This window comes from Tunturiibacter lichenicola (genome assembly GCF_051013355.1).
GTDB classification, from domain to species: domain Bacteria; phylum Acidobacteriota; class Terriglobia; order Terriglobales; family Acidobacteriaceae; genus Edaphobacter; species Edaphobacter lichenicola_F.
The window spans coordinates 4,934,274-4,953,520 of record NZ_CP132944.1 but is presented as its reverse complement, the minus strand read 5'-3'; the positions used below and the strand labels follow the sequence as shown (position 1 = coordinate 4,953,520).

Annotated in this window: 14 protein-coding genes; 6 read left to right on the top strand and 8 right to left on the bottom strand. The window is 55.0% G+C overall.

What is annotated here, in order from left to right; genetic code table 11:
- Positions 1-221 precede the first annotated feature (221 nt).
- Positions 222-1,289, bottom strand: a complete 1,068-nt coding sequence (locus RBB82_RS20750; protein WP_433972641.1) for a hypothetical protein — start codon at positions 1,287-1,289, stop codon at positions 222-224.
- Between the two features lie 187 nt (positions 1,290-1,476).
- A complete protein-coding gene (locus tag RBB82_RS20745) occupies positions 1,477-2,520 on the bottom strand; it encodes a hypothetical protein (protein ID WP_433972640.1) in 1,044 nt (347 codons plus the stop codon).
- A gap of 1,023 nt (positions 2,521-3,543) precedes the next feature.
- On the opposite strand from RBB82_RS20745, the gene RBB82_RS20740 reads away from it, so the two are divergent.
- Positions 3,544-4,629 (top strand): hypothetical protein, encoded by a 1,086-nt coding sequence (locus RBB82_RS20740; protein ID WP_433972639.1) that lies wholly within the window; start codon positions 3,544-3,546, stop codon positions 4,627-4,629.
- A 611-nt stretch (positions 4,630-5,240) separates the two neighbouring features.
- Here RBB82_RS20740 and RBB82_RS20735 read toward each other — a convergent pair.
- Entirely contained in the window at positions 5,241-5,702 is a 462-nt protein-coding gene (locus RBB82_RS20735) for a hypothetical protein (protein WP_433972638.1), read from the bottom strand.
- Between the two features lie 141 nt (positions 5,703-5,843).
- On the opposite strand from RBB82_RS20735, the gene RBB82_RS20730 reads away from it, so the two are divergent.
- The 3 genes from RBB82_RS20730 to RBB82_RS20720 all read left to right on the top strand — a co-directional run bounded on the left by RBB82_RS20730 (position 5,844) and on the right by RBB82_RS20720 (position 9,396).
- On the top strand, positions 5,844-8,039 hold the full coding sequence (locus RBB82_RS20730) for a hypothetical protein (protein WP_433972637.1): 2,196 nt from the start codon (positions 5,844-5,846) through the stop codon (positions 8,037-8,039).
- 869 nt (positions 8,040-8,908) lie between these two features.
- Complete coding sequence (locus tag RBB82_RS20725; RefSeq protein WP_433972636.1) at positions 8,909-9,109, top strand: IS110 family transposase; 201 nt, start codon at positions 8,909-8,911, stop codon at positions 9,107-9,109.
- Between the two features lie 44 nt (positions 9,110-9,153).
- Entirely contained in the window at positions 9,154-9,396 is a 243-nt protein-coding gene (locus RBB82_RS20720) for an IS110 family transposase (protein WP_433972635.1), read from the top strand.
- Positions 9,397-9,529: 133 nt separating this feature from the next.
- Here the strand turns inward: RBB82_RS20720 and RBB82_RS20715 are convergent, their stop codons facing one another.
- The 4 genes from RBB82_RS20715 to RBB82_RS20700 form a co-directional block, all read right to left on the bottom strand.
- Positions 9,530-11,884 carry a hypothetical protein gene (locus tag RBB82_RS20715; protein WP_433972634.1) on the bottom strand — a complete coding sequence of 785 codons (2,355 nt, stop codon included), beginning with the start codon at positions 11,882-11,884 and terminating at the stop codon, positions 9,530-9,532.
- Between the two features lie 94 nt (positions 11,885-11,978).
- Positions 11,979-12,227 (bottom strand): hypothetical protein, encoded by a 249-nt coding sequence (locus tag RBB82_RS20710; protein ID WP_433975469.1) that lies wholly within the window; start codon positions 12,225-12,227, stop codon positions 11,979-11,981.
- A gap of 98 nt (positions 12,228-12,325) precedes the next feature.
- A complete protein-coding gene (locus tag RBB82_RS20705; RefSeq protein ID WP_433972633.1) occupies positions 12,326-14,116 on the bottom strand; it encodes a hypothetical protein in 1,791 nt (596 codons plus the stop codon).
- Positions 14,109-14,882 carry an ABC transporter ATP-binding protein gene (locus tag RBB82_RS20700; RefSeq protein WP_433972632.1) on the bottom strand — a complete coding sequence of 258 codons (774 nt, stop codon included), beginning with the start codon at positions 14,880-14,882 and terminating at the stop codon, positions 14,109-14,111. The genes RBB82_RS20705 and RBB82_RS20700 overlap by 8 nt, the downstream gene beginning before the upstream one ends.
- Positions 14,883-14,960: 78 nt before the next feature.
- Between RBB82_RS20700 and RBB82_RS20695 the strand changes: the two genes are divergently transcribed.
- Together RBB82_RS20695 and RBB82_RS20690 are read left to right on the top strand one after the other, a co-directional pair.
- Entirely contained in the window at positions 14,961-15,281 is a 321-nt protein-coding gene (locus tag RBB82_RS20695) for a PadR family transcriptional regulator (RefSeq protein WP_433972631.1), read from the top strand.
- Positions 15,278-16,777 (top strand): hypothetical protein, encoded by a 1,500-nt coding sequence (locus RBB82_RS20690; RefSeq protein ID WP_433972630.1) that lies wholly within the window; start codon positions 15,278-15,280, stop codon positions 16,775-16,777. Before RBB82_RS20695 ends, RBB82_RS20690 begins: the two co-directional genes overlap by 4 nt.
- A gap of 315 nt (positions 16,778-17,092) precedes the next feature.
- Here the strand turns inward: RBB82_RS20690 and RBB82_RS20685 are convergent, their stop codons facing one another.
- Positions 17,093-19,024, bottom strand: coding sequence for a winged helix-turn-helix domain-containing protein (locus RBB82_RS20685; RefSeq protein ID WP_433972629.1), 1,932 nt, complete (start codon positions 19,022-19,024; stop codon positions 17,093-17,095).
- Positions 19,025-19,247: the final 223 nt, after the last annotated feature.

Below are 19,247 nucleotides of genomic sequence, written 5' to 3'. Positions count from 1 at the left end.
TCGATCCGATCCGTATGACACTCCCTGTTTAAGCCCTGCCCGGCCGACCTAACCTGCGAGCAGAATCTAACACCCGAACACTGACGACGCCGTTCAAGTTTAGACCAAAATAGTAGCATCCTCCGATGTTGCCTGCCAGGTCGAAATACGAGATGAGTACGACAGGTAGCAAAGGTGACCGACGTCAACGTCGTGAAGGCACATGCGGGCCCATCTCGCAGTTAGTGGAGAAGCGACTCCGCAGCGCACATCGCCTGTTCCCCCGAAATGATCCGGGTCGGTAAAGTAATGACGCGATGACCAAAAGTCTTTCCTTCACAATTGTCTTTCAGCAACTGCGGATGCGCCTTTAGCACTTCACTTCCAATCAAGTGCAATGCGCAATCTTTTGGTTCGTCATACCAAGTCGGCGAATGCTCGAGCCATATGCCAACGGTGGGCAAGCCCGGTTTCGCCATCGTCAAATGGAATGGTCCGGTTGGGACACCAATGCTAAGAGAAGCCAGATTTACAATTGCCTTCAGGATTAGCGCAAAAGGAACGTTGCTAGTTTCTATTGGCCCAAACAATTCAGCGTAGCTATAGCAATTCAAATCGTGAGAACGCAGTGTATGAGCGTTCGTGAAGATTCGGTCTTCCATGGAAAGAAACATCCAGCGGTGATCCCTTTTCAGAAGAAGACGCATAAAATCCCGGCACTCCTCTCCCTCGCGTTGCTTTTCAGTCGGCAAGTCTTCTCGCCAGCGATGGCCCCAATTCTTTCCCGTCGAAGTGTAGCCATTACGACTGATGATGCAAAGTTTTCGACTTCCGAAGCCTGTTCTGTTTCTGAGACGTGCCTCAACCCACGCGGTAAGCCATGGCGGGACCGCAAAACTAATGCTGTTAGTGAGCGGCAGACCAGATTCAAGGATCCGGTGATTTGATCGAGGCGATATGTGCTTTGCGAGATTCCGTGCCTTCGAATGATATGGAAAAGGAGCCTGCCCGTTTGTTTCAGGATAGCTGCTCCAAAGCAAGTTACGTATCTTACGCTGCCTGCATGTGTCATACACCGAACGTGGTAGCACCACCTTCTGTTCTCCACCATTGATCGTGTCGTAGGCCATCCCCAGGTCACGGAGCTTTAGTGACTCCCCATTACCAGCGCAAACCGCGGGAGGGCTCCCGGTGAATACCGGAAAAACATATTCGTTTCCTTCCATGAGCGCCACATAGTCGTCGCCAAAGCGGGTGAGCCACAATTCGTTTGTCGGCTCAAGAAGCGGAAGTATGTATCCAAGTCCCACCAGGTCTCCAAACCCATGCGGCCAATATATGAGCACTCGTTCATTACGAATCGAAGCGAAATCTCCGCGATCGTGCGTAAAGAGCCGCATTGTCCGAGTCGAGGCATGGAAATCTGCGTCAAAGCATTTCATAGATTGTGCTGCGCCACCGCTGAACTCTAAATAGTTACCTCGTCCACCCATGAGCCTATAGTCGTAACGTGCCAACAGCGGGGCACGCTTGCCAAATAGCATCCTGAAATTCTTGACTGATTTCTTGGACCAATCGATAGACAATGCTCTTGCTGGCGAACTCACACGACGTATTCTGTAATTCATTCCTTGATGCCGGATCATCAAGGAGCCGGAGGAACTGATCATACGACGAGAAAATCTTCCGAAGGACGGGATTTGAAGTATCCCTAAGCAATAGTTCATCAGCAAGGATTTCAAGAGGAGGCCGGGAAAAAAAGCGCCCGAGTTCATCAAGCCTTGTTTCGTCTATCAAGTCATTAGAACCTTGCCAAAATCCGTCATGCCGTCTCTGGCAACCGAGGAAACCTGTCAAAACAATAAGTTTGCGCGAAAACCGCCTCTTAGCATTGCGTAGGCCCCACCCAGATCCAGATCCATCCGGGAGCGAACCGGCGAGATCTACGCCCATGGTTTTGCCGAAATGAATTATGTCTTCGAGGAGGCATTGCCATGTTCGATTCTTATTTCGAGTCAGGTAAGTTTGTAGAACCGTATGAATAACGCGCCGGGCGGCTTTGTCATCTCCTATGGAAACCGACTCCAACAGAAGTAACATCCTAAGGGAAAGCTCTCTGATTGTTTTGTCGGCACCAATCGAGTCAACTATGCAATCACTTAACACAAGACTGCCGAAGATTCCGCCGCTGGCCGGCCCGATCTTGTTTGACGCGGCAAGTTTCTGATTCACAGTTTTTACCACTGACAGGTGGCTATCTTCGTAGTTGCCATCCACGAGCAAAATCCAATCGAGGTCACTCTGATCAGAAAATTCGCAGCGAGCGAGAGATCCGAATAGAACTAGGCTGCAGTTGTTCGCAAGGGCGTTTCCATCTTTCGTCGAAAATAAGATCTGGAGATCGGCCAACTCGCTTTCAGATCTAGCAATTGCTTTGTGAATGGCTGGCCATTCGCATGCGAGCCGCGCCGAGACCTCGCTGAGCCTCGAAAATCGTTGAGGGGTCGCTAGTATCACTGCAGCAGAATAAAGCATTTCCATCCAGGTTGAAACTCATCCAACCTGGATCGGCTTCCAATGCTTTCCTCTTCCCAAACAAGGAATCGCGCAGGAGGCCTAAACCTCAAGGCCAGCTTTCGATGTAGATACCGATTACGAAGTTGCTGCTCGAACTTCGAATATACGTCGCCACCCCGTACCAGATTTTGACTTTTTGAGTGCAGTTGCCGATGGCGCCCTTGAACGATTCAGGTTGCAGCTCAGGCAGTAGGTCCCTGCGGTACCGGCTTTAGGAAGTAGTTTCCGTTGCCCTCCACCAAGATCAAATTACGGTCAAAGTCGATATCGAGGAGTCCCGACAAACGGGCGTCCTTTGCGGTCCAATCCCTGATATTTGGAGCCGGGAGTTTTCCGGGCATAAGAACCGTATCGCCGAAAATAGGTGCCCACAAAAGATCTTCGCCGTCCAAGAATAGACATCTGAGGTTGGCTCTATTCGTCCAGTAGTGTTATGTAGATCCTGCGTGGCCTTATCTGGATGCGCAGCCTTCAAGTCGGGAAACAAGGTTTTTTGCTGCTGGGTGAGCGGCCACGCCGTTAAATGAAACGATCTCCCTTGCGTGATGCCTACCCTGGATCTGGCTGAGCAAGACTTAGCTAACGCATGCTTTTCAAGCATATACGTCTTATCTACATCGTCGCCGGGAGCTTTGATCTGTAGCTTGTAGATCAACGTTGCCTTGTCTCGAGCTCTTTAGCTTCACCCTGAAAACGTGCGTACTGCTCCTCCAACAACGGTACAGTCTCTCATCCAGCCAACCGGCACAGATACTGGACAGCCCTACCAGTGCCCACCATCTCAGACTAATTCCTTCTTCTAGACTAAGAGGATTCTCGGCATAGATGGAATATCCCCCCCTTCATTCAAAGTGGTAAAGTAATGACCACTCTTGGATCAGTCAGTCAGGAATGATAAAAATGCGCCGGTTCCTAGCTTGCCGGTCAGAAGCATTCTGATCAAAAGTATGTTTGGGGCCAAATTCATATTCGAACGTGGAGATCATCATGGCACTTAAGACCGCCGGTCCAACGAAGAGTCCGGTTGTATCACAACAGAAACCTCTGTGTCTCAATCCACCGCGCCCGCTCCTTCAGCTATCACCCGCTGTGACCGCCAATCCTTTCAGAGCATCAGCTATTCTCAGCACCCAGTCAAAATGGGTCAATGGAACAGTGCTCCACTATTGTTTCTTTACCAGTGGAAAGTATTCTGTCCCCAAGGTTCAAGCCGACGCTGTCCGGGACGCCTTTGCTAAATGGAAGGCTGTGGGGATCGGACTCGATTTTCTTGAAGTCGAAAAGCTCGCGGAGGCTGAAGTTCGCATTGGCTATTCGGTAAAAGAGGGTGCCTCTCAATCATCTGTCGGGCGAGATGTATTGAGCGTTCCTCTGAATCAGCCAACTACCCAATATGGTTGGGACTTGACCTCTGTGTACGGCCGTGGCACTGCGTTGCACGAGCTAGGTCATGTACTCGGTATGGAGCATGAACACCAGAGCCCGTTTGCCGGGATCACATGGAATGATCAGGCGGTCTACGCCGCCCTCGGGGCACCCCCCAACAATTGGAGTCATAGTACGACATATCAGAACATCTTGCAGAAGCTGACTTCGCAGCAGGTTCAAGGTTCCACCTGGGATCCTGATTCGATCATGGAGTACGAGTTTCAGGCAGGCCTTATCGCCAAGCCGGAGCAGTACGCAAATGGCCTTACCCCGCCCGGACTCTTATCGGTGACCGATAAGAGTTGGGTTCTCAAGTGGTACCCGTCCATGTCCAAGAAGCTATCGACTCTTCAGCCTCTCAAGCCGGCCTCGGCAGATTTGAATTCAGGTGAGCAGATGGATTTCGCCATCAAACCAACGGAATCACGAGCTTACACGATCGAAACGAAGGGCGCTTCGGATAGTGTGCTCACCTTGTTCGAAGATATTGATGGCGTACCTAGATTTCTGGCAGGGGACGATGATAGCGGCACCGAACGAAAGGCTGTTATCACCCAAAAACTTTTCGCAGGTCGCAACTATGTAACACGGCTACGAGTAGTCTATCCTGGTCAATCTGGAACCACTTCTCTCATGTTGTCGTGAAGCATAGACTCTCCTCTCGAACCGAACCGGCGCTTGAGCCTGCATCAACGATCACCTCGTGGCCTAGTTCCTGCAACTGCTCGCTGATCCAGATCGAATGAACGCCGGCCTCCATGGCGAACGCCGGTGAACCACTTCTCGATGGCCTTTGGGGTCGTCCTAAACCGGCCCCGATCGACCATCCATCCTTGCCTCCTCTGCCGTGCTCGCAAGGATGCAGAGAGCGAGAGTCTCCCTCGCGTGCTCTTCCGTGAGGAAGGCTACAGTCCGTTGTTCCTGAACGCATCCAGAGTCAAACTCGTCTTCGGGTTCGAAACGCCAATGCAGGGCACGACCTCATGCGGGCACAACCACAACAGCCTAACTCCATTTTCATCCGTCGTTGTGACCAAAGGTCATGAACAACTCATCCCATTTGTCATTACTCATCTGAAATCGCTGCGACAAGCTCCGCCTCGCAGATCAAACTGCGAGGCGAAACAAAACAGAAGAACCTGAAGAAGTGAGCGTTGCAACTATAGTCGCTTGCTCTTGGATTTCGAGACTCGTGTCTTTGATTCACTAGAGGTTCAGGGTAAAGAGATGCGTACGATCTGGCCTGCCCCTCTGGGCTACTGCCGAGGAGTGGAGTTGAAAGCCAGCTGAATCGAGCTTCGGGTTTTCCGATCGTTCGCTTGTAGCGTATTTTTCTCGACGCGAGTCTGCCAGGATTCGAGGCCATCCTTGTTTCCTGCCGTCCAGATCTGCCGCAGGAAGTAGTTCTCCCCATTGCGATCGAAGACAATGATTCCAGTGTCAGTAGCAAGTAACTTAGTCGCACTATGCATTGCCACAGAGCCAACGGCATGATCGGGTCCAAGCAACTTGACTACATGATTCGATACGAGATCGATCCGATACATGCCGGCGGGCATCGTCTGATTTCCTATGCAGAACGCAAAGGGAATATTTACCGTGACCAGGGCCTCGGGGCTCTGGGCTGAAGCGGATTGTGTCGACGCGAGCGTCCCAATCATCAGGGTACAAACGATGAGAGTGGAACGAATAATGAAAGCGAGATGTGAATTTTTCATTTCGATTCTCCTTTTAGGGGACAGCCTCTGCCCGTCTAGAGACACACTGACCCGATTTACGCCACAGGTGAAGTTTCGTCACGTAAGTTACGCCGTAACGCAGTAGAATGTGGGCTCTGCGGTACCGTGGCGAGGCGAATCATGCGATCCGATGTGGATATTCGGGCGATCAAAGAAGAACTGGACCACGTTCTTGCTTCGAAGGTCTTCCTACCCGCCCAGCGTAGCCAAAGCTTTCTGCGATACATCGTGGAGAGATCCCTATCGGGTGCTCCCCCAAAGGAATACGAGATCGCAGTGGATGTGTTCGGAAGAGGAGCGGAGTACGATCCCGCGATAGACGCCACGGTGCGGGTAGAGGCGGGGCGCCTGCGCACCAGGCTGCGGGAGTACTACGATATCGCCGGCGCAGCTGATCCAATCTTCATCGAGATCCCGAAGGGTGGATATACCGCGACCTTCATACCTCGCGAAACTCACCTTGGCTCGCATGCCACGGCGCCGGCGCGGGTCTCTCCGGAGAGTGAAAATGGGGACCAGACCGCGCCTCTCGGACTTGATGGCGCAGGATCGACGGAAGCCGGAAAGAACCGAGCCGAGGGAACACTCGAGAGCGGCAAGAGTTCCGCGAGCGAGCAGTCTCGAACCTCCAGGAGAACAAGGCGATGGGTTCTTCTTATGGTCGGAGCGGCGACGATCGCCGTATTCATCTACCAGCAGTCTCGTCCACTCCCTCCGCCCAAAGTATCAGATTATGTCCCAGTCACAAACGACGGCAATCTAAAGTCTCTGGTCGGGACGGACGGGCCACGCCTTTACTTGAATGAATTCTTTTCCGCGGGTCCTGGCATCGGACAGGTCTCGGGCTCCGGTGGAGAGGTGGGGCACGTCCAAGTTCCTTTTCCTGCCATGTCACTCCTTGCGGTTTCCCCCGATGGGGCAACCCTGCTCGTAACAGATACGGTGGCTCAGGCGGCAGTCCGCGGATCATTCTGGGAGGTGCCTGTGCTCGGAGGGTCACCTCGCAGATTGGGAGAGGTCGGCGGTCAGGCCGCTGCATGGTCTCCTGACGGCGAAATGATTGTTTATGCCGACGGGCGCGACTTGTTCCTTGCAAAGAGTGATGGCTCCGAACCTCGAAAGCTTGTCTCCGCCCCCGATCGAGCGCTCGCTCTTGCATGGTCGCCGGATGGCTCTAGGATTCTATTCAACGTCGCGCATCCACCGCTTCCTCTAGGTGAGCTTTGGGAGGTTTCGGTCAATGGGGCGAACTTGCATCCCTTGCTCCCCGCATGGCGAACTCCTCCCAACGAGTGTTGTGGACAATGGACTCCGGACGGAAAATATTTTATTTTTCAGTCAGGAGACAGTATCTGGGCGCGTGCGGAAAAGGGAAATTTGTTCAGCAAAACTCCTTCGCAACCTGTCCAGCTGACCTCCGGGCCGATGACTTTCTCCTCTCCGGTGCCCAGCAAGGACGCCAAAAAGCTCTTCGTTGTGGGGACGCTCCGGCGCGGCGAATTGGCCCGCTACGACGCGAAGTCCTCACACTTCGTTCCATTTCTCTCCGGGATTTCGGCAGACAGCGTCAGCTTCTCTAGGGACGAACAGTGGGTCACCTTTGTCAGCTTTCCGGAGGGCACACTGTGGAAAAGCAAAACCGACGGTAGTCAGCGATTTCAGCTTACGTATCCGCCGCTGATTGCCGTGCTTCCTAGCTGGTCACCCGATGGACAGCAGATCGTCTTCTATGGTTCTTCGCCGAGCCAGAGGTCAAAGGTATATACGATTTCGGCCGATGGCGGAACGCCGCGCGAAATGATGCCCGGAGACTCTCAGGAACAATCCGACCCTACCTGGTCACCCGACGGAACAAAGATTGCGTTCGGCGGTAATGTGGCTGGTGGTGGCTCGAACATTCGGATCCTCGAGGTCAAGACTCATCAAGTTTCAACCCTGCCTGGATCAGAGGGCCTTTTCGCGCCACGCTGGTCGCCCGATGGACGCTATGTCGTCGCCATGCCTTTCGATTCCCGCTGCCTTATGCTCTTCGATTTTGCCAGCCAAACCTGGGCGGAGATCGAGAAGATAAGACCGGCATTCCCCAATTGGTCGAGAGGCGGAGACTATGTTTATTTCCTGCAGCTACCGGACCTGCAGTGGGTAATGAGAGTGCGTATACGAGACCGAAAGGTCGAGCGCGTGGCAGACCTGAAAAACTTCCGACAGACAGGCTTTTACAGTATCTGGCTCGGCATCGCTCCCGACGATTCACCGATTCTGCCGCGCGACACGGGAACCCAGGAAGTCTACTCTCTCGACTGGAAGGTGCCGTAACTCATACTCCCCGCTTCTACGTCCACTTGCTGAAGGACCGATCCGAATCGGTCAATGAGTGCATCGCCCTGATATCGTCAGCCAAGATCACGCGGAGACAGATCGGCGGGCACTGGCCAACATATCGGGGTTGATCAAGTAGTCAAAGCAGAATCGATCCTGCCCTCATCAACGAGGGACACATGCGTCCGAGTCAAAATGCACACAATGAACTTTTCATACGTGCATTATCGCGGGTTTTCGACTCTTCTTCCGAAGACTAGGCTAGGTCTTTGAAAGACCTTGAGGATGCTTCACTTCGCAAATTATGTCGGGACCAGAAACGAGAGCTTAGTCAATTCCATTCGGAAAGCTATCACACCGTCTCGCCAAGTCCGCACACACGCCGCTCTTCCCCAACGCCGCTGAATCAGGTAGGTGATGCGAGTACGTGAATGCAAAGACAAGTAGTGGTTCTTCAAGAGAGCCGCGGCCTTTCTGTCTCCTAATCGTTTTTTCAGCACCGAATCGTCTCGCCCGATCCGAGCGTATGCGTCGATCTCTCCGCATAGTCAGTTGAGTGAGGCGGGCGCCGCATGGCCCGATAAATCTGGCCGATCGCGCAACGCAAGCACGATGAGGATTACCCTACGTTGCATTTCGGACAAGGCCTCCCGGTATACAGCCGCTTGTTCGTGGCTCAGCGTAGCGCTGTGATCGGCACCTACCCCTACGATTGTCCAAGTTCGCTTCATCGGCTCCACTCTTGCGACCCAAGGTCATGGAGAAAGCATAACCCTGCAATCATCCTGCAAAGTCCGGTACAAAGATGGTCCGCCGCATGCTCTTCCCCGGGGAGATCTTGTAGGCAGATTAAAAAGATCATCGACATGCAGATTCGATCGGTTGGTATTGACCTTGGCAAGACGACTCATCACCTGGTGGCCCTTGGTGATAACGGCAAGGTGCTGCTGAAGAAGAAGTTTACCCAGAAGCAGTTGATTGCCTTCACCGCGAACATGCAGACCTGTTTAATCGGGATGGAAGCATGTTCGGGTAGCTCTTCCTCGGCCGCGCTTTTGCGGGCATAAGACCATGATGTGAAGTCAATTCAGCCCAGTTCGTGAAGCCGTTTGTGAAGTCCGAACAAGAACTATTCATCGACGCTGAAACGATTGCTGAGGCCGTGGATCGCGACAACATGCGCTTCGTGCCGATCAAGACAGATGATCAGTTCGACCTTAAAGCTCTCCATCGCGTGCGTGACCGGCTCATGGCGCGAAGAACTGCTCTGATCCACCAGATTTGTGCATCTCTTCTGGAGCGGGGCATCGTGTTCGCCAAGAGCCCGATGCGGGCTGAAAGAAGCTCTGCCTGAGGTGCTTGAGAACGGCTGGGTATCTTGTGCTTCTTTTACATAAAAATCCTTACTTTCGAAGCACTAGACCACCGCTTCCGAGGAAGCGCCAGATCGCGACGAGGTAAAGCTCCAGCGGCTGTCTCTACTTAACTTACTGCGTCGGCAGCAATCCAAATACGGCAACCCCGGTTTGCGTGCCGACGTACACCTTCCCGTTCACGATCACCGGCGCAATAAACTTGTTGCCATTCCCAAAACTGTCGCGTCCATTCGCGGCTTGGCCGCTGTTATACAACTCATGCGCCAGGTTTGCCGGATCGTACGCATGCAGCACTCCCGGCATCGTCAAGCCCGACTCCAGCGCCCACACGATCCCATTCTGAATTCCATTCGCCGAGACCGTCGGTGTCGCCCCAGGATGCTGGAACGTCACCGACGTCATGCTCGAAGGACTCGTCGCCATGACCGCATTCGTCAATGGAAACGCCTTCAGCACATCCCCGTCGGCCGCGTAGTACACCACCCCATTGAAGTACGCTGGCGTCGAGTAGACCAACCCTGCCATTGCGCCCGGAATCTCCTGGTAGATATTGCTGTCCATCGGATCGCTCGCGGGGTTGAACTTACCCATGTTGTCCCGATCGGCCAGATAGATATTCTTATCTTTGCCAGCGCCCACAATCAGGTGATGCACTCTGCCGCTCGCATCCTTCTGATCCGGCAGCAGCATCTCTCCCCCCGATCCCAAATCCAGATCTTCACTCGATTCCGCGTTCCCGTTATATGTCTCAAAGTAGTCCACCACCGCCAACTTCCCACTTGCTGTCGAAAGCTTCACCATCGCATTCCCGTAGTCACCCAGCGTCGGAAATCCAGCCACTGTCAGCGTCGTATCAAACGTCCCATTCGCATCTAGCAGATAGATGAATCCGTTGCTGTCGGCAGCCATTCCATTCCCGCTCATCCATATCGAACCCTCGTGCCCATTCGGCGTAAGGTTTAGCAGGTGCGTCTGCTGTAGAGTCGACTCGCTATACCCCATCACCCATCCCGTGTATAAACCCACATCGCAGTGCGAAGTCCAGCCCGTATAGATCGTGCCGTTCACCAAAAGCAGCGCCGCCCGCTCCGCATACTGCGCAGGATCGAAGACGACGCTGCCGTTCTGACTATTGTCTCCCGTTCCCGGATAGCTCGCCACAATCTCCGTCGGCGTGCTCAGATCCGCGCCCGTCGTTAGGTCCAGTGCATGCAGCCGATGGTGATATCCCCCGCTCGCATCTTTGGTCATCCCAATCGTGAACAGAGTTCCATTTGGTCCCTGCTTGCGATCGATCACCGGCGTCGAGGTGATACCGATCTCCGGCGTAATCTGCGAACATCCATGGTCGTCGCTCGTCGTCTCGCCACCGCCCAGGATCGACGTCACCCATAGCTGCATGCCCGTGTCTGCGTCGAACGCATATACGCTGTCATGTTCGGTCGCCACATACAGCACATTGTGCATCGGCACCAGGCTGTTCAGCTGCCCGCGTATCGGCACATTAGCCAGATAGAGCGGCTGCGCGTCCACCTTGCCATCGACCGTATCGAATCCGATCTTGCCGAACTGCGTCGAGTTCACATTGCTCTGCGTCAATATTGTCTCCTGCGCATTCAATCCATCGCGCGCAATGTCGTAGTGGAACGTCGTCACATCCGGCGCGTTCGTCCTCGCAACCGACTGCACGGTCAAAGCCAGCGGCGCAGAATGAACGATACCTCCTGACGTTCCGGTAAACGTCACCGTTGACGACGACGACGCCACACTCAGCGCCGCCGTCAGAATCGTGCTCTGCGCCGTCCCCGGAACAAGACTCAGCGTCGCAGGATTCGCCGTCACTCCCGCAGGCAATCCCGTAATCGCAACCGCCACCGTGCCACTGGACCCGTTCAGGGCGCCTGCAGTCACGCTCACCGGCACACCAGCCGCTCCGCCCACCACTGTCAGTGATGTGGGCGACAGCGTCAGCGTAAAGTCGGGCCGGGGTGCGGAGATCGTCGCCGCCACCGTGGAGCTATGCATCAACGCCCCCGAATGCCCCGTCAGCGTCAGCTTTGCGCTACCCTTCATAGCGCTTGCCGCCGCCGCTACGGTCACACTCTGCGCCGTTCCTGGAGTCAGCGTAAGCGTCGCCGGCTGCGTAGTCACTCCAGCCGGCAGTCCGGTAATTGCAACGGCAACCATCCCGGTAAAACCATTCGCCGCTGTCGCCGTCACACTCAACTGCTGCCCCGCAGCGCCAGGCACAAGCGTGATCGCCGCGGGCGTAGACGAGAGAGAAAAGTCCGCTGCAGCCGGTGCCGGCGCACTTTTGCCACCACAAGACGCCAAGGCCACGCAGAAAACGATGAGACCTGTTCCAGCTCTAAGCCCACTATGCAACCCAGCACCAAGTCTGCTGCCAAGCCCAGCACCTAGCCCAGTACCAGGAGACCCAGGCATCACCATCGAGACAGGACCCATAACCACCTCCCAACCCATCACCCCACAACTTATCGTTTGCTGACCCTTATTGTCGCTTAGCTTGTTGTTCGATCAGCTGAGACTGGATTTCGCACTATGGGCAAAGCACCGTATCAACTTGGGGCAGGAATTCGTAATTGGTGGTTAGACGCCTGAGACCCATGGATTCGACGTCTCGATAATCCGATTTTGCCGAGACGAGGAGCTGATCTATGCCGCTCGCGTTCGTGCGGGTCTTGTGCCGGCGACAGTTCTTCTTCAGTAGCACCTTGCCGTTATCACCAAGGGCCACCAGGTGATGAGTCGTCTTGCCAAGGTCAATACCAACCGATTGAATCTGCATGTCGATGCTCCTCCTTGAATCTGCATACAAGATCTCCCCGGGAAGATCATGCGGCGGACCATCTTAGTGCCCCCCTTTTCAAGGAGCGTCGCGTTTATTCAGACATCGCGTAGCCCCAGCCTCTGCGGAAACTCGTCAGCCTCGTCTGGTGGGGTGTCGTGGGTGTCCTGCGCTAGCTGGCTGGCCTGTGCTCTTTGCAGTAAGAGATGTGTCCCTATGGCGAGGAGTGCTGTGGCAAGGAGATGAGTCACGGAGGCTTCGATCCACGCTTCCTTCGCGACCAGGATTGAGACGAAGATGGGGAAGAGTACGAGGTAACGAAGAACTGCCAAAGGCAGATCGTTTACTGAGCTTTTATGGAGTTGAGTAAACGGAATGCTGCGCACGGAGAACAACAGTACGTCGGGAAGTAAAAGAGCCAAGCCTATTGCTACAAGAACCTGGCCGGTTGCTATGCGGGAGATCCTCATGGTGGCGGGTGAGAGGCTGTGAAGTAGAAGAGCGGTGCTGCTCCCGGTTAGAAAGGTCACGAGAGAGATCCAGAGGTAGGCTCCGGCGAGATGGCCGGAGCGCGGGCGCCCGATGAGGACGCGGAAGAGCCATGATCCTCGGCGATCGACTGGCGCTGCGAGGACGGATCGAAGTCCGGCGACGGCGAAGAAGGCCATGATCGGGGTTGCAGAGCGGATGCCATCGGGCTGCAGCGCAATGCGGGTGTGGCCCTGTTCGACCTGGAGGGTGACCATCTGGGCCAAGGCAAGAGCGACGCTTAGACCACCGAAGATGGCGAGGCTGATGCGCTGACGCTGTCCGCGCAGGATGGTCTGACTGATGAAGTGGAAGACAGCTCGCTGCGAGGGGTGGCGCAGCATGGTGACGTGGAGAAGACGGCGGACTACATTGGTTCCCTGGCCTTTGGCACTGGTTGCGGCTGATCCCTCGATGAGTTGACGGACGCGGCGGCGGTGGGCGAGAGGATAGGTCAGCAAAGTACACGCCAAGGCTAAAAAACATGCGTAGCATCCGGTTCGCGCCAGGGCGTGGAAGATGGCGGGGGTTGACGGTCCGTTGAGGAGGAACTCGTAGATGCCGAGAAACCAGAAGGGCGGAAAGTAGCAGATGACGGGGCTGCCGGAAGTCAGTAGAGCTTCGAGCGATCCTGCCACGGTGGGGCAGAGTAGAAGGACCGCCAGCAAGACCATGATGGAGATGCCCTGGAGCAGCGGTGTGATTCGGCGGAAGAGACCTTCGCCGATGGCGTTGAGGAGAATGCCCTGAATGGAGAGGAAGCTGGTTGCGGCAAAGACTCCGCTGATGGTGACGGCAACGAAGTGTGAGAAAAGATGGCGTAGGAAGTTGTGCTGCTCGGCGGCGAGGGGAAAGAAGAGCGTGCCCAGGATGCTGGTGCCGAGTTGAACGAGGAGGAGAAAGATAGCGAGGGCAAGGACGCGAGCGAAGAAGAGTTTGCGGCTGGGGATGGGAAGAACGGTGAGAACGAAGATGTCGAGAATGTCGGGGAAGAGCAGATCCCACTCGTAGACGGTGACTGCTCCCATGACGACGAAGGAGTAAACGACGTAGAAGGAGTGATCGCCTGCCTGCGACCAGAAGGGACGATGAAGAGGGGCGGGCGGGAAGGCGTGGTACGCAGGAAAGAGAAAGAGCGAGACGATCAGGGTTGGCAGCGCGACGGCAGCGGCGATCTGCATGACGCGCTTGGTCTCGTCGTCGGAGGCGAGAAGCTCACTGTGGAAGAAGCGGTGGAGGATGTGGCGCACCAGAACTTCGAAGCTGCTTTGGATTCGCACGGGTGATGTGGTCTGCGCCTGAACGGCGAGCGAGAGGACGGGATGCCGAGGTGGAGCGAAGAGGCCGGCGTACTCAGACATGATGCACCGCCATAGTCTGGACGAGCTGCTGCGCAACGCTCTGCGTGTCCTGCTGCTTGACCAGTTGCGCGAAGACGCTTTCGAGGTTGGCCAGCGCGAGGGAGGTCTTGAGTTCGGAGGGAGGTGCGTCGGCCAGGATTCTTCCCTTTGCGATGACGATGACGCGATGGCAGACCAGCTCGACGACCTCGAGGACGTGGGAGATGTAGAGGATAGCTTTGCCCTGGGCGGCGAGCTGCTGCAAGAGATCTTTGAAGAGCCGGGCCGAGAGGACGTCGAGTCCTGAGAGCGGCTCGTCGAAGATCAGGAGCTTGGGATCATGCAAGAGCGCGGCAGCGATGAGGATGCGCTGCTTCATGCCTTTGGAGTAGAGCGAGATGGGCGAGTGCCGCCAGGGCTCGAGGCCGAGAAGCGCGAGGAGCCGGTTCGCCTTGAGGTCGATCAGGGGCTCCTCCATCTCACGCAGACGCCCTACCAGTTGGAGATATTCGAAGCCGGAGAGGTGGGTGTAAACGTGTGCTTCTTCAGGCACGTAGCCGAAAGCAGCCCGATAGCCGTCGAGATTGAGGCGGATACTCTTGCCTTCGAAGAACACCTGGCCGGTGTTGGGCTCAAGCAGGCCGGTGACGATTTTGACGGTCGTGGATTTTCCGGAGCCGTTGGGACCGACGTAGCCGACGATCTCGCCGGCGCGGATGGTGAAGGCAACGTTATCGATTGCGGGAAGGCCACGGTAGCTTTTGCAGAGCGCTTTGACTTCTAGCATGCAGAGTTCCTCTGTACCCTATGTAGCATTCATAATAGGGACTAGTCAAGTAGCTTGCTACATAGATATAGTTCTGCCATGGCAGCTTCTGAGACCAGGCTCTCGCATACGGCCGCGATGATTCTCCAGGCGGTGAATGCCGGATATGTCTACGGCTTCAGCGTGATGGAGATGACCGGCCTTCCAAGCGGCACGGTGTATCCCGCGATGAGAAGGCTGGAGCGCGATGAGTTGATCCGATCGAGCTGGGAGCGGCAGGCCATTGCGGATGCGGAGCAACGGCCGCCGAGAAAGTATTACAAGCTCACCAAGTCAGGTAAGGCGACGCTCGAAGCTTCACGAAAGCGATATCCGCTGCTCGCGAAGTTGATTCCTTCGGAGCAGGAGGAGCAGGTATGACGCTGCGACCTTCGGCTTTCTGCGAATTGTTGTGTCTCGCTCTGTTGCGTGGCGCTTCATGGCTGGTGCCAAGCCAGCAGCGAGAGGAGTGGTGGAGAGAGTGGCGATCGGAGCTTTGGCATGTCCGCCGAGCGTGTGCTGCAGAAGATAGCTTCTCGTGGATGGCGGAGCGAGAAGTTACGGCATTTTGCCTTGGAGCTTTTCCGGACGCGCTTTGCTTTCGAGAACAGTTCAAACTGCGACGCATACGTTTGGCGACGACGATGGGATCTGCGATGCAGTGCGTTCAGGTGCTCTTCGGTCTGATAGCCATCAGCTATGGTGTTGCAGTGTTGTTGCCGGATGTTTCGGCGATCCTGCACTTCTCGGCTTATCGCGACACAAAAAACCTGATGCTTCTTCGTGACGCGCAATCCTCCGACGATTCGGTGGCGACGATCTCGGCAGAGCAGTACCAGCTTTGGAAGCGGCGGCGACAGAAGCTGTTCAATGGCTTTGCTTTCTACCAGATTGCGGAGCAGCCCCTCTCGATAGAGAGCAGCAAGGCGACTGAGGGAGCGGTTGCTTCTGCGAGCTCCAATCTTTTCGATTTACTTGGTCTGCGCGTGCGCTACGCTCGAGAGGCTCCCGGTTCCCTTCCCCGGTTGATCCTCAGCGAGCAGATGTGGAAGAGGCGCTTTGGCCGCGATCCTCACATCTTCGGACGGCTTGTCCATGTGGGGTCAGATTCCGCCATGGTGAGTGGAGTGGTGGACCCTGGAGAGTGGAGGCTACCCGGTCAGACCGATGCATGGTTATTAGTGCCGCAGGATCATGTCTTCTCCGGGGGGCTGGGATTTGTGGTAGCGCATCTTCAGACACCGCATGCGGGCTGGGGAGAAGCATGGCACATGTCCGCGCCAACGCCGGCGGGCACGACGGATGACTTTTTCTGCCAGTCTCTTACTGAGAGAACGCGGGGGCCGGGAGATGTCTTTCTCTTCGCTGTTCTGCTGGCGTGCCTGGCGCTGCCGGCGACGACTTCGCTTCCGCTTGGGGAGTACCGGGCCAGCTCGCGACGACTATCATGGTTCACCAGAGTCCGCCGTTGGACTTTTCTTGGTTGCAAACTGGCGCTGCTGCTCCCAATCGTCTACTTCGTGTCGTTGGATGTTGCTCATCTACGCAGCGGAATGGATCCAGTTACGTCAGAGTACATTCAACTGATGTCTGCGTTTTCAGTGTGTCTCTTTGGACTTCGCTGGAGTCTGCGCGACCAGCGGCAACGGTGTCCGTTGTGCCTTGGGAAGTTGAGTAATCCGGCCAGGGTGGGACAACCCTCTAGAAGTTTTCTGGCTTGGAACGGAACAGAGCTGATTTGTGTCAGCGGTCATGGCTTATTGCATGTTCCCGAGATGGCTACGAGTTGGTTTAGCGAGCAGAGGTGGCTGTATCTCGATGCGTCTTGGGAGAGTTTGTTTGCCGAACCCGCGTTTGAAGCGCCAGGTTACTTCTAACGATCAACCAGATTTGAATAGAGCGTGACGTGGATTCGGCTTTCTGAAAGTCGTGGTACCGGCAACTTCAGCGGCCCGTTCCGTCTTGTAGGTCCGAATTTGCCAGAACTCCGGCGATTTCAAGGAACTACGGGACTCGAATTGTCCGACAAGCCTATACAGACAAGTAAATCGCCCTCATTTGTCGGTTAGCCTCTTGGCGGTTTGGTCGCCAATTGAAAAGCAGAAAAGCTCCAAAAGTCCGAGTTACTGACAGTACAGGATATCGAATTCAGTTGTTTCAACCCTGCCAGCTTTCGTCCGAAACTGCCCACACTAGAAGAATCTGCGCTTGAACTCTTCGTGGCGTTGGCGCGCCGCGTCCATAAGTTTAGAAAATTCTGCTTCGCTACGAAGCGAATCGAGAAGCGGATCGGTCGCAAAGTAAGGATAAGGGAAGAATCCATTCTCGATGCAGTGGCGCAAGACGCGGAGCGCTGAAGTTTTATCATCGATCGATGCATATGCTTGAGCGATCTTGTACATCGCCTCGGGATCGACCACGCCATGTTCGTTGATCTTGGCTTCCAATGCGTGAAGAACTCCACCGGCTTCGGAATTTTGTTGCTGAATCGCAAGGCTAAGGGCCCTTCCAACTTCCGCTTGAAGGAGGGTGCGATCAAGCTCAAATGCGCGATCGAAGTTCGCCTTTGCCTGCTCCAGGTTTTTTTTGTAGTACTCGCCGAGGCCGCGGTAGAAGACGATAAGGGTTGCATCCTCGGTCATAGGAAGACTTTGTAGAAACTGGTCGTACTGTCCAAGATAGAGATAACCATTCGGAGTGGAGCTATTCAGTTTTACGCCCGGATCGAGTTGCTTGGCCCGTTCACACTCAGCGACCGATTCGGGCAACATACCTGCGAATCGATAGGCATAGCCCAACTCCCAGTGAACTTCAGCGTAATTCGGATTTGTTTTGAGTGCCTCGCGCAAGAGTGGCACGGCTTTTTCCACTCTGCCCGTGTCGGTGTACATATTGGCCAGGTAGATCCGCGCCTCGATCTCATCGGGTTGCAGAGAAAGGGCTTTCGCGAAGGCCGCCTCAGCCTTGTGGTAGTGTTCCGCACCACCCAACTGAAAGGACGCATTCGCGGTATAAGACCTGCCGAGATGAGCCCAGCCAAGAGCGAATTGCTGAGCGAGCTGGGTCGACTTCTCCAACATCTTGATGGCCATGGAAAAGTCGCCCTTCGAGTAGAGATCAACTCCGCGCAGATAATATTCGTAGGCAAGCGGACTAACGGTCTCATCGGACTTCAGTCGTCCGGCTTCGGAGGCGGAAAGCGTCACTTCCAGTCCTCGAATAATCTGCTGGGCCACGCGGTCCTGAACTGTGAGAAGTTTGTCGTATTTGAGATCGAACGCTCCCTTCCAAAGAAGGTTCTCCGTCTTGACATCGATCAATTGACAAGCGATTCGAAGATCGTCACCTTCGCGGAGAAATGTTCCGGTGAGCAGCGTATCGACATTCAAGTCCGCAGCCACTTTCGGAATATCGATTGTCTGGTACCTATATTTTTGAACGGCATAGGAAGGGCGAACCGTGAGCTCACTGACGTAACCGAGTTTTGTGATGATGGCGTCGGCGAGTGAGAATCCAAGATAGTCTGTATTTACATTCTCCTGCAGATTTTGGAATGGAAGCACCGCAAGACGACGGGGAATCTGCGAGAGCTGTCCGGGGTTGGACTTGTTCCGATAAGTCCGATAGCCCAACGCGGCCAGCACAAAAACTGCTATCAGGCCGAGCGTCGTGACGGTTGAGCGAAGCCATCTCCGGTCTTCGCGGGCGTTGTCGGATATTGGCAGCTTCCCTGCCGAAGGATCTGTACGTGGGATTGAAACCATCTGCCGTGGGTCGGCCAGATCGAGCGGCGACCCGCCCGTGTGATTGTTCACCGACAGTTGCGACACCGGCACCGCAAAGCGATAGCCCTTCTTGGGGACAGTCTCTATATATTGTTGACCGCTCGGTGTTTCGCCCAAATTTCTGCGAAGTGCGGATATGTTGACAGTCAGGTTCGCCTCTTCCACAAAGCTGTCGGGCCAGACCTTACGCATGAGTTCTTCTTTGGTTGTCAGGCGACTGCCGTTCTGCACCAGGACCAAAAGAATTTCAAACGCCTTCGGAGTAAGCGAAATAGGATTTCCTTCACTCTCCAGCAAGTGATTTTCGGGGTCGAAGCGAAATGTACAGAACTGGTACAAGTGATTGCCCCCCAAAGGCCTTAGCTAGATTTGCAAATCCTTTGGAAATTCCTTGGAAAACTCTTGATGAACCCTAGGGACTCGCGAGCCACGATTCCGTAGCGTGATCGCATTGCTGGTCGAGTTTGCAGGGGCCGGGCGACGAAAGTCTGGAAGTGGTCGATCACAGCTTTCTCGTTGCCAGTCGATCTCCGTCTACCACGACCCGCGTTCCGCCACCTCC